Consider the following 13,560-nt stretch of genomic DNA (forward strand, 5'->3'; position numbering starts at 1 on the left):
ATGAATTTAGACGAGAAAACCATTTATAAAATCGCCGATTTGGCCAGAATTCATATTGATGAAAAAGAAGTGGCTACATTAATCCCCGAGATGAATAAAATCCTTTCATTTATGGAAAAATTAAATGAATTGGATACATCAGATGTTAAGCCGTTGGTTTATATGAATGAAGCTACAAATGTTTGGCGAGAAGATGTGGTAAAAAAAGAAATATCTACTACTGACGGTTTGAAAAATGCTGCAAAACACAGCGACCAATTTTTTATGGTGCCTAAAATTATTGAAAAGTAATTTTCTTCGTGCTTGTAACATCTTACCCTTTACGCTTGTCTAAAAAAGAAAAAACATGGAGAAACCACTTATTACCATCAAAGAAATTGGCCGTAAATACGTAATCGGATCGGAAGTTATCCATGCTTTAAAATCAGTTTCTTTAGATATCAACAAAGGGGAATTTGTAGCTTTAATGGGGCCATCAGGGTCAGGTAAATCTACTTTAATGAATATTTTAGGCTGTTTAGATACGCCGTCGAGCGGAACCTACATCTTAAACGGAACTAACGTTAGTCAAATGAGCGACGATGCTTTGGCTGAAGTTCGTAATAAAGAAATTGGCTTCGTTTTTCAAACGTTTAACCTCTTGCCTCGTTCAACTGCATTAGATAATGTGGCCCTTCCTTTAATCTACGCTGGTAACAGTAAAAAAGATCGTGAAGCCAGAGCGGCAAAAGCATTGGAAAATGTAAATTTAGGTAATCGTATGGATCACAAACCTAACGAATTATCAGGTGGTCAGCGACAACGTGTTGCAGTGGCACGGGCGTTAATTAACGACCCATCAATCATATTGGCAGATGAGCCGACTGGAAATTTAGATACCAAAACTTCCATCGAAATTATGGGCCTTTTAGAAGAAATTCACAGTAAAGGAAATACCATTATTTTGGTTACCCACGAGGAAGATATTGCGCAACATGCCCACAGGATTGTGCGAATGCGTGATGGTTTGATTGAAAACGATTACATCAACACGGATATTAAAAACGTATCTCCACGTTTGCAGGCCTTAAATGACAGCGGCAGCGACTGGGAAAAAATAAATTAAAGAAGTTTTAAGTTGTAGGTTATAAGTTATACGTGTAGAACATACTTAAAACGTATAACTTATTACCTAATACTTTCTAAAATGAAAATCTATACCAAAACAGGAGACAAAGGCCAAACCTCGTTAATTGGCGGTACACGTGTTCCGAAATACCATCTTCGAATTGAAACTTATGGAACCGTAGACGAATTAAATTCGTATATCGGATTAATCATGTGTCAGGATATTGACAATCATTATAAGCAGCTGCTTAAAGAAATTCAAGACCGCCTGTTCACAGTTGGTGCTTCACTGGCGGCAGATCCTGAAAAATCTAAGATGAAAATTCCTGATTTGCATGAGCATGATATTACGCTATTGGAAACAGAGATAGATGCGATGAATGATCTATTGCCTGCGTTAAAACATTTTGTTTTGCCTGGTGGAAATACCATTGTTTCTTACTGTCATATTGCCAGATGCGTTTGCAGACGAGCAGAGAGGTTAACGGTTGAACTAGCTGAATCGAGCTTTGTTGATGAGCGTGTAAGTGTTTACCTGAATCGTTTGAGTGATTACTTATTTGTTTTGGCACGAAAACTGAACATGGATTTTAGCGTAGAGGAAAACATATGGATACCTCGTGTTTAATAGTTGAAAAATAAGTTTGTTTTGCTCAAAAATTTTAATATACTTTGCGCATTGTTAAGAACAAGAATTTAATAGAATTGAAGATATGTATTGGACATTAGAATTAGCATCGCACTTGGAAGACGCACCTTGGCCTGCAACTAAAGATGAGTTAATTGATTATGGCATTCGCTCTGGTGCCCCAGTAGAAGTTATTGAGAACTTACAAGCATTGGAAGATGATGGAGAGCCTTATGAAACAATTGAAGAAATTTGGCCCGACTATCCAACGAAAGAAGATTTCTTCTTTAATGAGGATGAATATTAGAAAATCAAAATAAGAAGCCTTCCAATTTTAAAATTGGAAGGTTTTTTTATGCGCTGATTTACAACCTGTTTGTTTAAATGTTGATAATTATCTTCAATATAATTTACATTTTTTAAACAAAACTATGGGCCATGTGTTAATACATCAACATTTACTTAAAAATTAACACTATGGGAAATTTATTGTATTTAGTCGCAGTAGTATTGGTAATACTATGGGTGATCGGCTTTTTGTTCCACGGCTTCGGCGATGTAGGTAACATCATTCACGTTTTATTAGTAATCGCAGTTATTGCAATCTTGCTTAAAGTTATTGGAAGAGCAACATAAAATATATTAAGCGAACATTCATCAATTTTCAAAAGGAGATCTTATAAAACGGATGAATTAGAAAAGCTGTTTCATTGTTATGAAGCAGCTTTTCTTTTATCTTTTCAATAACAACTCGGCTAATTCCAAATCAATAGGGTAGGTAATTTTGATGTTGTTTCTTTCTCCTTCAATAATATTTATTTCATATCCAACAGCCTCAACAACACTGGCATCATCAGTAAAAGAGGTAATAAAATCTTGTGTGTAGGCTTCTTTTAAGATGCTGAATTTAAAAGTTTGTGGTGTTTGTACCAGGTAAATCTCATCACGTTTTAAAGCAGCGCTTTTATTGTTTTTTAGCGTCCGTACACTATCACTTGATTGAACTGCCGCAATTACGTTTCCTTTAAATTCTGCCTCGGCGAAGCAGTGATCGATTAACTGTTTTGAAACCAAAGGACGAACAGCATCATGGATTGCTATAACACAATCTTCTTCAATAAAATCAATAGCATTTTTTACTGAATAGAAACGTTCTGACCCGCCATCGATAACCTCATGAGGAATTCTAAAATTAAACTCTTCACAAAGTCTTCTCCAGTAACCTTGCTGTTCTGTATTGATAACCAATAAAATTTTAGGTTGGGCATTGCTTTGGGCAAAAGCTCTAATGGTGTGCATCAAGACCGGAAGGTTATTGAGCAACAAAAATTGTTTTGGGGTTTCCGTCTGCATCCGATTTCCAGAACCGCCTGCTACAATTATAGCGTAGTATTTCATTCGAAGTATTTAGAAAATAGTATTTAGTATTTAGATGAAATTTGTCTAAATACTAAATACCATATTGCTAATATCTATATAATCAGCATGGCATCGCCATAGCTGTAGAATTTATATTTTTCTTTCACTGCAACTTCATAGGCATTCATTACATTTTCGTAACCACCAAATGCACTAACCATCATTAATAAGGTAGACTCAGGAGTATGAAAGTTGGTGATCATTGAATTTGCGATGCTGAAATCGTATGGTGGGAAGATAAACTTACTTGTCCAATCGTTAGCAGCTTTTAATGTTCTGTTAGCAGAAACAGCTGATTCAATTGAACGCATTGAAGTAGTACCAACGGCACAGATTCTTCTTTTTTCTTCTATTGCTTTGTTTACAATGTTAGCATCCTTTTGTTCAATGATAAACTGCTCAGAATCCATTTTGTGTTTGGTCAAATCTTCCACTTCAACCGTTCTGAACGTTCCTAAACCAACGTGTAATGTAACTTCAGCAAATTCTACACCTTTAAGTTCAAGGCGTTTCATTAACTCACGACTGAAGTGCAAACCAGCGGTTGGAGCAGCAACGGCACCTTCATGCTTGGCGAAAATCGTTTGGTAACGCTCTTTATCTTCAGCAGTTGCTTTACGTTTGATGTATTTTGGAAGTGGCGTTTCGCCTAAAATTTCTACGTTTCTTCTAAATTCTTCATCAGTACCTTCGAATAGGAAACGAATGGTACGTCCGCGTGAAGTGGTATTGTCTACAACTTCAGCAACTAACAAATCGTCATCGCCAAAGTATAATTTGTTACCAACACGGATTTTACGAGCTGGATCTACCAAAACATCCCATAAACGTAATTCTTTATTCAATTCGCGAAGCAAGAAAACCTCGATGGTAGCACCAGTTTTCTCCTTATTACCATATAAACGGGCTGGAAAAACTTTAGTGTTGTTTAATATCATTACGTCTTTGTCATCGAAATAACCTAGTACGTCTTTAAAAATTTTATGCTCAATTTCACCACTGTCTTTATGTAAAACCATTAAACGTGCTTCGTCGCGTTGTTCGGCTGGATTGTTAGCTACTAATGACTCTGGTAAGTTAAATTTGAATTGTGATAATTTCATTCTTGATGAATTTTTTGAGGTGCAAAAATACGAATTTAATTTTTCTTTTCCGTATTTTATCAAACGCATTTAAGGTATATTATGTTTTAATCAGTTTTTAACAGAAAAATATGGATGCGTTCGATATATCGATATAAAAATAATTAGTTTTGAAAATGACTTGTAACCTTTTTAAGCGCTTTGCATCTAACCTGTAATTATGATAATTTTTAGGCTAATAGGTGAGAGTTTTCGTTTTGCTTTTGATGCATTACGCCAAAACAAAATGCGCACAATGTTATCGCTCCTGGCGATTACAATAGGTATCTTTACCATCATTGCTGTCTTTTCAGCGGTGGATACTTTTCGCGGTAAACTCCAGTCGAGTGTCGACAAGCTTGGGTCGAATACCATATATGTTCAAAAATGGCCATGGAGTTTTGGCGATAATTATCCCTGGTGGAAGTATATGAATCGGCCACAGCCTTCATTAAGAGATTTTGCAGCCTTAAGAGAGCGCATGGAAAACGCTCAGGGCATTACCTTTGAGATTTCTACCAGCGATAGAACGATTAAATACAGAAGCAATTCGGTAGAAGGAATAAACGTTTCTGCAGCATCACATGATTTTGATAAAACCTGGAATTTCGAATTGCAAGCAGGTAGATATTTCACTGAAACAGAGAGCAACAATGGTGCGCCTGTATTGTTGATGGGTGCTGATATTGCAGATGGTTTATTTGACGGGGATGATCCGATAGGAAAACAAGTACAAGTTTTAGGAAGAAGATTAACCGTAATTGGTGTTTTCAAAAAAGAGGGAGAAGACATGCTTGGAACATCGCTGGATAAAAATGTTAATGTTCCTGTTAATTTTGCCAAGAGCGTGCTGGATATTCAAAATGAACGCTATGGTCCTCAAATTACGGTTCGGGGAAATGATAATGTTTCGTTGGAAGAAGTAGAAAGTGAATTAAAGGGTTTAATGAGGTCTATTCATCGCATTAGGCCAGGCCAGGAAGAAGATTTCGCACTAAACAAAACAACAATTATTTCCAATCAACTTGATTCGATGTTTACTATGGTGAATTGGGCAGGCTGGATAATAGGTGGATTTTCAATTCTAGTGGGCGGTTTTAGTATTGCTAACATCATGTTTGTTTCCGTTAAGGAAAGAACCAATATTATCGGCATTCAGAAATCACTTGGTGCTAAAAACTATTTCATTCTGCTCCAGTTTATTTTCGAATCCATATCTTTATGTATTCTGGGGGGCTTGCTCGGCTTGCTGTTGGTATATCTTGTTTCGTTATTAATTGGTGCAGTAAGCGGGTTTTATATTATTTTAGGATTGAATAATATCTTGCTAGGCATCTGGATTTCGATTGTAATTGGTACCATTTCCGGTTTCTGGCCAGCATTTTCAGCATCAAGATTAGATCCTGTTGAAGCAATAAGAAGTTAGTTTAGGGTCTTGCAACAAACTGTTGAGGTTAAACCTAATTGAAGCGGCAAGCTCGTAAGCCCAATTTTTTATTGGACTAGGACTTAAAGCAGAAAGAAGGACTGCTATCACCGATAAGAATTGACCTATATTTTTAAAAAAAAATCAATAAAAAATCCTCGCCACTTATTAGCTGACGAGGATTTTTTATTTTGCCTGAATTTATATTATGCTAACTTTCCAAGCGCTTCCTTAATTCTTCTTAAAGCTTCAACCAAACTTTCGTCAGAAGCAGCGTAAGATAAACGGATATAGTTATTATTACCGAATGAATCACCGCCAACAGTAGCTACATGACCAACATTTAATAAGTAAAGTGCTAGGTCTGAAGAATCTTTAATTACATTTCCGTCAGCATCTTTTTTACCAAAGAATGAACTGATTTCAGGGAAAAAGTAAAACGCACCATCTGGAAGATTGGTTTTAACACCAGGGATTTCATTTAACAAATTATAAACCAGTTCACGGCGGCGTAGAAATGCTTCTTTCATTTTTAGAACACTTTCCAAACCTTGCTCATAGGCAACAATACCAGCACGTTGGGCTATTGAGCATGTGCCTGAGGTAGTTTGACCTTGTAATTTATCATTAGCGGCAGCAATCTCTTTGTTTGCTGCGATATAACCTAATCTCCATCCGGTCATGGCAAAGGCTTTAGAAAAACCATTTACGATGATCACACGATCTTTGATGCTGTCAAATTGCGCTATAGATTCATGTTGATCAACAAAATTTATATGCTCATAAATCTCATCAGAAAGGATGTAGATATCGGGATATTTTTCAAAAACTTTAACCAAAGCGGCCAATTCCTCTTTGCTGTAAACCGAACCGGTTGGATTACATGGAGAAGAGAACATGAACAACTTCGATTTAGGTGTAATTGCAGCCTCTAATTGCGCTGGAGTAATTTTAAAATTACTCTCAATATCAGTATCAATGAAAACGGATTTACCTTCAGCTAAAACAACCATCTCAGAATAGGAAACCCAATAGGGTGTAGGAATAATAACTTCATCATCCGGGTCAATCAGTGTTAAAATGACATTTGATAATGACTGTTTTGCACCTGTAGATACTACAATTTGAGAAACATCATAATCTAAATTGTTTTCAGTTTTCAGCTTATTAACGATTGCCTGACGCAGATCAGGGTAGCCTGGAACTGGTGAATAGCGTGTGTAATTGTCGTCTAACGCCTTTTTAGCAGCGTCTTTAACATGATCAGGGGTGTTAAAATCAGGCTCGCCTACGCTTAAACTGATAATATTAATGCCTTTAGATGCTAATTCGCGGCCTAATTTGGTCATTTTTAGGGTTGCGGATTCTGATAAACTGTTGATTCTTTTAGATAAGGTGCTCATGGTTAATTACTTTGAGCGCAAATATATAAACCAAATATTATTCTGCACTAAAAAAGCGATACTTTTTCTCATTAAATTTATGCGATAAGCGTATTTTTGTAAAAAAGATCTCGTGACCGTTAAAAAAAAAGCAATTGTAATTTCATTGGTTGTTAGCGTTATGCTAATGTTAGCCAAATTTATCGCATATTTTATAACGGGATCAAATGCTATTCTAACCGATGCTGCAGAGAGTATTGTAAACGTTATAGCAGGTGCTTTTGCCTTTTATAGCATCTATTTAAGTACTCAGCCGCGAGATGAAAATCATCCTTACGGACATGGAAAAGTAGAGTTTTTCTCCGCATTTGTTGAGGGAATTTTAATTCTTTTGGCTGGGGTTATCATCATATTTAAGTCTTCCTACAACCTTATTTATCCACATGCAGTTGGTCAGCTGTTAGAAGGAACAATCATTATCGGTAGCACAGGATTGATTAATCTATTCGTTGGCTTGTATCTGATAAAGGTTGGTAAGGAGGAGCATTCTGTAACTTTGCAGGCCGATGGAAAACATTTATTGACAGATACTTATACCAGTGTTGCCATTGTTGTTGGCCTGATCTTAATTCAGTTGACAAATATTATTTGGTTAGATAGCTTATTGTCTGTTTTGGTTGGCTTTTATATTATTTATTCCGGCTATCAACTTACACGCGGTTCTGTTGGTGGCCTAATGGATGAAAGTGACTTTACTCTGGTAGAAGAGGTCGTGGAAGTACTCCAGCACAACAGGCATAATCCATGGATTGATGTACACAACCTTCGTACGCAGCAGTATGGTCCAGAATTTCACATTGATTGCCATGTTACCCTTCCTTACTATTTCGACTTAAACCAGGTACATCGTGAAATTTCACAAATAGATGAACTCATTAATAAAAATGGATTTCGAAAAGCAGAATTGTTCATTCATGCTGATCCTTGTTTACCAAAATGTTGCCACTACTGCCACATGAGTGAGTGCCCGGTTAGGGCAGAAGCCTTTAAAAAGGAAATTGTCTGGACCCCGGAAATAGTGATTAAAAACAAAAAACATTTCGAGAATGAGTTATTTTAATGTGCGTGTTTACGGTCTGCTTATCAATGCAAATGAAGAAGTTCTGGTTAGTGATGAAGAGGAGTATGGTTTCCGTTTTAGCAAATTTCCAGGTGGTGGATTAGAGTTTGGGGAAGGTTTAATTGACGGATTAAAGCGGGAATTTATGGAAGAATGCAACGCCGAAATCGAAGTTTTATCGCATTTTTATACCACAGATTTTTTTGAAAAATCTTCCTTTAACGACAGTCAGGTGATTAGCGTATATTACATTGTTCGCGAATTAGCGCCGTTAACGTTAGCGTTTAAAACAAAAATATTTGATTTTGACGCCGAAGGCGAAATACTTCAGGCTTTTCGCTGGGTAGCTATACGTGATTTAGACATAAATGAAATAACTTTTAAGACTGATAAAACAGTAGTCGAACTATTAAAGCAGTCCTATCTGTAAGTAATTTCTATATCACATCTATTTTAAAAATACAAAGTTCGTTTTTCAACGAACTTTGTATTTTTAATTTTATGGTTCAAGAAATTTCTTCAATGCCTCATGAAGGAAATAAGTCCAGCCAGCTTTAAAACTTTCTCTGGTAAAATCTTTTCCGTTTTCTTCAAAGCTCTCAATGCCTGTATGTGTTAATTGAACTCTTGTCCCTTTATCAGTCGGAAAAATTTCCCATTTAACCGTTGAATTTCCGGGGTAGTTATCATATTTCCAGGTATAGGTGATTTGATGGTGCGCTACAACGTCCACGATTTCACAAAAATGCAAATATCTTGGTCCTTCATCGGTTCCACCAATAAAATCGAATTTAAATCCAACTTTTGGTTTAAATTCATCTAATTGAAAATACCACTTTTTCAATTGCTCATTTTGAGTAAGAGCCTCCCATACCTTCTCAACGCTTACATAGTAAACGCTTTCAATAATTAATGGTTTTGTGTTCATATGCATTTAAAATTTGGTTTACCCAAGCGGCATTTTGCCCAGATCCATATGGAGAATATTCCAACGCTGTCCGTCTAAATCGATAAAACCACATCCGTACATCCAGCCATCTTTGTAACCGGGTGCCGCATATAAGGTTCCACCTGCTTCAACCACCTTCTTAGCCAAATCATCAACTTCTTCCGCACTTTCGGCATCAAAAGAAAATAAGACTTCGCTTCCTGAACGACTGTCGGCAACTGAAGTTGCTACAAAATCTTCAAACAATGGTTTTTCAAAAAACATAATGATAAAGTTGTCATCGCCAACCATAAAACAGGCGGAGTCGTCACGTACGCCGTGTTTTAAATTCAACTGAAATCCAATTTTAGTAAAAAAATCTTTAGAATTTTTTACGTTTTTTACAGGTAGGTTTACCCAAAGTGACTTAATCATATTCAGATGTTTGATTTAAATATTAAATGTTTTAAGCGAGATAGACTGGCAAAAACATGAAAGCAAAATAGTATAACAAATTTATTTTTTGCTCGTTTTCTTTTTATATTTTTTCGCCAGCTCTTCTGGTGCTACCGTACAATATGATAGCCTAAGCGCATTTTCCAATACTTCTGATTCAATAAAACTTAGTTCAAAGATCGTCCACCCTTGTTTGCCCCAACCAGCTTGTGCCGGGTAAATTGCGGAAGGATCTAGATCAGAAAACTTGCTTTGATCCTTTGGTGATAACCGAAAAACAGCTTTCAGGTTAGCATTGTCAACGGTAATGAAAATTTTATCGTCAACTTTGAATGAGTTTTTATTTGCGTTTGGTGTTTCAACTACCTCTTCGAAAGATAAGGCAAGTGCTCTAAAAGAATCAGGGGATATCATAATACTGGTTTTAATGTAATGCCTCAACATACTAATTATTGAGTGACTTTAAAAGACAAACTTACATCAATTTTGATTATAAGTTTGAGATTTTCCATGGTTTATTAAAACATAAAAGGTTTAACTTGACTTCAATTGATCGGCAGGACAATATCATTTACAATTTATACAATTTTTGGGGAAACTGTTCAGCATGCGTCAGGATTAAATTAAGAATGTAGCTGTTCGACTGATAGATGGACAAATCATTTTTGATAGGGGCTAAGCCATCTTCGAGATAAGCTTTATCCTTGAAATATCCCATACCATAGAATTTACCATTTTCAACAACCAGGCAACTTAATTCTTCTTCCTCGCGGCCATCGTCAATTAATGCAAAGCTAGGTTGTAAACTTTGAATATCATCTAAAGCATTGCTCAGTCTTTTGTTGTAAACGGCTACAGTTTCAATGCTGCTGCAGGCGCCAAAACATTGTCCATTATCATGTGCCTTACATTTTGTTGCTGTTTTTTGAAGATAGCATAATTTTGCGCAAAGCTGATATTTCTCGATAAGGTGGTTTAAGAAATTGTAGCCTTCCAGTAAGCTATTAAAACTTTGTAAAGATTTATTATTTTTTTTATGCTTATCTATCGCCAGGCGCATGTAGCCATTTTGATCCTCGAATACGTATAAGTCATATTTATGTTCATATCGTTTCATGGCTCTGTTATTTTCTGGCCAAAGTCTTTTAATCTCGTTTGCTTCTAAAATCAATGCCATTAACTCCGTGCCACATACCACATGATCAACATTATAAATTGTGCGTAAAAAATCCTGTCTTTGTTTATTTGGCTTGTTTCCTGTAAAATGACTTATTACCCTTTTTCTTAGGTTTTTAGCCTTGCCTACATAAACAATTTTACCCTTATTATCTTTAAAATAATAAACACCTGGCTGATCTGGCAATCTTAATATCGAAGCACGATCTAAATGTGGTGGTAAAACCTGTTCCTTCGAAGTTTTCTTCATCATTTCAGCGATAATACCTTCATGATCTGCCTCCAATAACATGTTGAACAATATACTTGTTGCATCAGCATCACCTGCGGCCCGGTGACGGTTATGAATAGGAATTTGTAATACACTGCATAACTTTCCGAGACTATACGATGCTTTCCCGGGGATGATTTTTCTGCTCATCCTAACGGTGCAGAGTTTCCGGCAATTTAACTCATAACCAGCTGCAGATAGATGATGTTTCAAAAATGAATAATCGAAGTTGACGTTGTGTGCAACAAAAATCTTATCATGCAGCAACTGGTAAATTTGTAATGCTACATCTGCAAAGGTTGGTGCATCAACCAGCATTGCATCATCTATTCCTGTTAAGGCTGTAATATAAACAGGAATGGATTGGCCAGGATTTATCAATGTGGTAAATGACTCGACCACTTTATTTTCATCATGAATATTGATGGCAACCTCAGTAATTCCATTTGCTGAAGCGTGGCCTCCGGTAGTTTCGATATCTACAACTGCGTATAACATTGATAAATTTTACAACTACAAATCTATGCTAAAATAGTTAGTAATAAAAATAATGCTTCGTTAATTTTTGATAGTTTTTTTAGTGAAATTATTTTGGTAAACGTACAAACAAAAAAAGCGACTACGTTATAACGCAGTCGCTCAGTATCAAGTATACAAAAGCTTAAAGTTTGCTTAATAATTTACTCAAGTTTGGTTTAATACCAATACTAATAGGCACAGTATTAAATACTCGATTTTGAATTTTTCCAAAGCCATACATGTAGCTGGCTTCGATAAAAAGGTTTGCACCTCCAATATTATATTCAATACCACCACCGCCTTCAGCAATACCTAAGCTATTTGTTTTGTTATCCATATTTACTTGTAAAGTACTTGCATTTACACCTGCCTGAGGTGTTAAAATGAAACCACCACCGGCGCCTGCAAATCCGTAAAACGCCCATTTTTCTACAATTTTTCTGTAGCCTAAAGCTATATTTAATAAATACGTAGTTGATCTTCCTTTCTGGATAGTATAGCTGTAACCGGCATCAGCAATTTGCTGGTTAAAAGTAAAAGCATGTAAACTCACTTTTGGGTACACGAAAAATCCACCATTGCCAACGGCTAGATTTACACCTAAAGAGGTAGAGAATTTAGGTTTAAAATAGTCTGATGTTTCTCCCATAGGAAATGCAAAACCAATTCCACTCATGGAATAAAGTTTATCTGGACGGCTGCTTTGTGCGCTTGCCTTGATAGATATTGCTGCGCAAAGCAATATTATTGGAGTTAGTAATCTTAGTTGCATATTTTTATTTTTAATTGGCGGTTAGTTTATTTACTTTTTGAAGTAAATCGGTGATGTTAAAAGGTTTTTCCAGATAGTCGTCTGGATTTAATCTTTGTGAGATAATATAGTTTTCATCATATCTAGCCGATGCCATAATAACCGGAATATTTTCTGTTTCAGGATTTAATTTCAATTCCCTGAAAACAGCTCTTCCATCCATGCCATTCAACATAATATCCAAAATGATTAAATCTGGACTAAATTCTTTAATGGTTTTAAAAATAAATCTCGGTGATAATAAAGGGTATACTCGGTAACGCTCAGTTTCTAGTGCCATCTGAAAAACCTCCAATATATCGGGGTCATCATCTACAACTAATATTCTTTTCAAAATGGTTAATCAATAAATAAATAATAAACTAATGCTAATACAAAGTAATACGAAGAATGTTTTGCTTGGCAGCAGAAATGACTTAAAATTACTTTAACCGCGGAAATGCAATCGATTTTATGACTTTCCTTTGAGTAAGTTATCTTGAATAAAAGCGGCAAAAAGCGATTTATGGCTATCTGCTACGGCATAAGAAACTTCACCGGATAATAACACCTGATTTCCTAAAACACTTCTAATATGCTGTTTGGAAATAATGCCCGCAGCACTAATCTGGATAAATCCAGGGTGTTGTTTTAGCATCTTCATCATTTTTACAAAGTTTACCTTGGCTGTTGTAAAAATATTTTTTGTGGTGATAAACCTAACATCTTCCTGGTGATCCTCTACAGCAATCAATTCATTTATATCAATCCGGGCCAGTTCACTTTTGCCGTTTTGAAGCGGCAAATAGAAAAAATGATCATCAAAAATTGAAAACGGTTGCTGTTCGCTGGAACCAGCCGGGTATAGGTTGTTTATAGTTTTGGCGAAATGTAATATAGAATATGGTTTTAACAGGTAAGCATCTGCATCAACTTTGAAGGCATCAAGTGCATATCTTGGATGTGCAGTAGTAAAAACTAAGTGCTTTGCTTTTTGTCTTAGTAATCCTGCAAGTTCAATCCCGGAAAGTGTCGGCATTTCCACATCTAAAAAGATAATATCTACAGGAGAAGCCACCGAAATTTCTGCCAAAGCCTGCAAAGGTTCGGTAAAAGTTTGCACAAGATTTAATTCTGGCAACTTTTCCATGTAAGCAATTAGATTTTCTAAAGAATGTGGATCATCGTCTATTGCGATGCAATTTATTGACATTTTT

18 protein-coding genes are annotated in these 13,560 nt (G+C 36.0%); 8 read left to right on the plus strand and 10 right to left on the minus strand.

Features of this window, described 5'->3' with window-relative positions; translation table 11 throughout:
• The 5 genes from gatC to EA772_RS17230 all read left to right on the plus strand — a co-directional run bounded on the left by gatC (position 1) and on the right by EA772_RS17230 (position 2,371).
• Positions 1-291, plus strand: a complete 291-nt coding sequence (gene gatC, locus EA772_RS17210) for an Asp-tRNA(Asn)/Glu-tRNA(Gln) amidotransferase subunit GatC (protein WP_124914280.1) — start codon at positions 1-3, stop codon at positions 289-291.
• 55 nt (positions 292-346) lie between these two features.
• Complete coding sequence (locus tag EA772_RS17215; protein ID WP_116168293.1) at positions 347-1,105, plus strand: ABC transporter ATP-binding protein; 759 nt, start codon at positions 347-349, stop codon at positions 1,103-1,105.
• A gap of 81 nt (positions 1,106-1,186) precedes the next feature.
• Positions 1,187-1,735 (plus strand): cob(I)yrinic acid a,c-diamide adenosyltransferase, encoded by a 549-nt coding sequence (locus EA772_RS17220; RefSeq protein ID WP_124914281.1) that lies wholly within the window; start codon positions 1,187-1,189, stop codon positions 1,733-1,735.
• Between the two features lie 85 nt (positions 1,736-1,820).
• Complete coding sequence (locus tag EA772_RS17225; protein WP_010603503.1) at positions 1,821-2,042, plus strand: DUF2795 domain-containing protein; 222 nt, start codon at positions 1,821-1,823, stop codon at positions 2,040-2,042.
• Between the two features lie 170 nt (positions 2,043-2,212).
• The gene (locus EA772_RS17230) at positions 2,213-2,371 is read left to right on the plus strand and encodes a lmo0937 family membrane protein (protein WP_010603502.1); all 159 of its coding nucleotides are present in this window, start codon (positions 2,213-2,215) and stop codon (positions 2,369-2,371) included.
• 96 nt (positions 2,372-2,467) lie between these two features.
• On the opposite strand, the gene EA772_RS17235 is transcribed toward EA772_RS17230, so the two are convergent.
• Together EA772_RS17235 and queA are read right to left on the minus strand one after the other, a co-directional pair.
• The gene (locus EA772_RS17235; RefSeq protein WP_124914282.1) at positions 2,468-3,133 is read right to left on the minus strand and encodes a 2-C-methyl-D-erythritol 4-phosphate cytidylyltransferase; all 666 of its coding nucleotides are present in this window, start codon (positions 3,131-3,133) and stop codon (positions 2,468-2,470) included.
• 74 nt (positions 3,134-3,207) lie between these two features.
• Positions 3,208-4,257 (minus strand): tRNA preQ1(34) S-adenosylmethionine ribosyltransferase-isomerase QueA, encoded by a 1,050-nt coding sequence (queA, locus tag EA772_RS17240; protein ID WP_124914283.1) that lies wholly within the window; start codon positions 4,255-4,257, stop codon positions 3,208-3,210.
• Positions 4,258-4,456: 199 nt separating this feature from the next.
• Here queA and EA772_RS17245 point away from each other — a divergent pair, with 199 nt between their 5' ends.
• Positions 4,457-5,701, plus strand: coding sequence for an ABC transporter permease (locus EA772_RS17245; RefSeq protein ID WP_010601468.1), 1,245 nt, complete (start codon positions 4,457-4,459; stop codon positions 5,699-5,701).
• Between the two features lie 206 nt (positions 5,702-5,907).
• Here EA772_RS17245 and EA772_RS17250 read toward each other — a convergent pair whose 3' ends face one another.
• On the minus strand, positions 5,908-7,104 hold the full coding sequence (locus tag EA772_RS17250; protein ID WP_010601467.1) for a pyridoxal phosphate-dependent aminotransferase: 1,197 nt from the start codon (positions 7,102-7,104) through the stop codon (positions 5,908-5,910).
• A 112-nt stretch (positions 7,105-7,216) separates the two neighbouring features.
• Between EA772_RS17250 and EA772_RS17255 the strand changes: the two genes are divergently transcribed.
• Positions 7,217-8,203: a cation diffusion facilitator family transporter gene (locus EA772_RS17255; protein ID WP_124914284.1), complete on the plus strand. Its 987-nt coding sequence runs from the start codon at positions 7,217-7,219 to the stop codon at positions 8,201-8,203.
• Positions 8,190-8,633, plus strand: coding sequence for an NUDIX domain-containing protein (locus EA772_RS17260; RefSeq protein WP_124914285.1), 444 nt, complete (start codon positions 8,190-8,192; stop codon positions 8,631-8,633). The genes EA772_RS17255 and EA772_RS17260 overlap by 14 nt, the downstream gene beginning before the upstream one ends.
• Before the next feature lie 69 nt (positions 8,634-8,702).
• Here the strand turns inward: EA772_RS17260 and EA772_RS17265 are convergent, their stop codons facing one another.
• The 7 genes from EA772_RS17265 to EA772_RS17295 form a co-directional block, all read right to left on the minus strand.
• Positions 8,703-9,131: an SRPBCC domain-containing protein gene (locus EA772_RS17265; protein ID WP_124914286.1), complete on the minus strand. Its 429-nt coding sequence runs from the start codon at positions 9,129-9,131 to the stop codon at positions 8,703-8,705.
• Between the two features lie 18 nt (positions 9,132-9,149).
• Complete coding sequence (locus EA772_RS17270) at positions 9,150-9,566, minus strand: VOC family protein (protein WP_116168286.1); 417 nt, start codon at positions 9,564-9,566, stop codon at positions 9,150-9,152.
• Positions 9,567-9,647: 81 nt separating this feature from the next.
• A complete protein-coding gene (locus EA772_RS17275) occupies positions 9,648-10,001 on the minus strand; it encodes an MmcQ/YjbR family DNA-binding protein (RefSeq protein ID WP_168187591.1) in 354 nt (117 codons plus the stop codon).
• 157 nt (positions 10,002-10,158) lie between these two features.
• Positions 10,159-11,532: an exonuclease domain-containing protein gene (locus EA772_RS17280; RefSeq protein WP_124914288.1), complete on the minus strand. Its 1,374-nt coding sequence runs from the start codon at positions 11,530-11,532 to the stop codon at positions 10,159-10,161.
• Between the two features lie 163 nt (positions 11,533-11,695).
• The gene (locus tag EA772_RS17285) at positions 11,696-12,325 is read right to left on the minus strand and encodes an autotransporter outer membrane beta-barrel domain-containing protein (protein WP_124914289.1); all 630 of its coding nucleotides are present in this window, start codon (positions 12,323-12,325) and stop codon (positions 11,696-11,698) included.
• 10 nt (positions 12,326-12,335) lie between these two features.
• A complete protein-coding gene (locus tag EA772_RS17290) occupies positions 12,336-12,698 on the minus strand; it encodes a two-component system response regulator (protein WP_010601459.1) in 363 nt (120 codons plus the stop codon).
• Positions 12,699-12,815: 117 nt separating this feature from the next.
• Positions 12,816-13,556 carry a LytTR family DNA-binding domain-containing protein gene (locus tag EA772_RS17295; RefSeq protein WP_124914290.1) on the minus strand — a complete coding sequence of 247 codons (741 nt, stop codon included), beginning with the start codon at positions 13,554-13,556 and terminating at the stop codon, positions 12,816-12,818.
• Positions 13,557-13,560: the final 4 nt, after the last annotated feature.

The organism is Pedobacter sp. G11, assembly GCF_003860265.1.
Taxonomy (GTDB): Bacteria; Bacteroidota; Bacteroidia; order Sphingobacteriales; family Sphingobacteriaceae; genus Pedobacter; species Pedobacter agri.

Bases quoted from the DNA above. Each gene is read 5' to 3' on its own strand.
- gatC (WP_124914280.1), top strand. From the start codon at position 1: ATGAATTTAGACGAGAAAACCATTTATAAAATCGCCGATTTGGCCAGA.
- EA772_RS17215 (WP_116168293.1), top strand. From the start codon at position 347: ATGGAGAAACCACTTATTACCATCAAAGAAATTGGCCGTAAATACGTA.
- EA772_RS17220 (WP_124914281.1), top strand. From the start codon at position 1,187: ATGAAAATCTATACCAAAACAGGAGACAAAGGCCAAACCTCGTTAATT.
- EA772_RS17225 (WP_010603503.1), top strand. From the start codon at position 1,821: ATGTATTGGACATTAGAATTAGCATCGCACTTGGAAGACGCACCTTGG.
- EA772_RS17230 (WP_010603502.1), top strand. From the start codon at position 2,213: ATGGGAAATTTATTGTATTTAGTCGCAGTAGTATTGGTAATACTATGG.
- EA772_RS17235 (WP_124914282.1), bottom strand. From the start codon at position 3,133: ATGAAATACTACGCTATAATTGTAGCAGGCGGTTCTGGAAATCGGATG.
- queA (WP_124914283.1), bottom strand. From the start codon at position 4,257: ATGAAATTATCACAATTCAAATTTAACTTACCAGAGTCATTAGTAGCT.
- EA772_RS17245 (WP_010601468.1), top strand. From the start codon at position 4,457: ATGATAATTTTTAGGCTAATAGGTGAGAGTTTTCGTTTTGCTTTTGAT.
- EA772_RS17250 (WP_010601467.1), bottom strand. From the start codon at position 7,104: ATGAGCACCTTATCTAAAAGAATCAACAGTTTATCAGAATCCGCAACC.
- EA772_RS17260 (WP_124914285.1), top strand. From the start codon at position 8,190: ATGAGTTATTTTAATGTGCGTGTTTACGGTCTGCTTATCAATGCAAAT.
- EA772_RS17265 (WP_124914286.1), bottom strand. From the start codon at position 9,131: ATGAACACAAAACCATTAATTATTGAAAGCGTTTACTATGTAAGCGTT.
- EA772_RS17270 (WP_116168286.1), bottom strand. From the start codon at position 9,566: ATGATTAAGTCACTTTGGGTAAACCTACCTGTAAAAAACGTAAAAAAT.
- EA772_RS17275 (WP_168187591.1), bottom strand. From the start codon at position 10,001: ATGATATCCCCTGATTCTTTTAGAGCACTTGCCTTATCTTTCGAAGAG.
- EA772_RS17280 (WP_124914288.1), bottom strand. From the start codon at position 11,532: ATGTTATACGCAGTTGTAGATATCGAAACTACCGGAGGCCACGCTTCA.
- EA772_RS17285 (WP_124914289.1), bottom strand. From the start codon at position 12,325: ATGCAACTAAGATTACTAACTCCAATAATATTGCTTTGCGCAGCAATA.
- EA772_RS17295 (WP_124914290.1), bottom strand. From the start codon at position 13,556: ATGTCAATAAATTGCATCGCAATAGACGATGATCCACATTCTTTAGAA.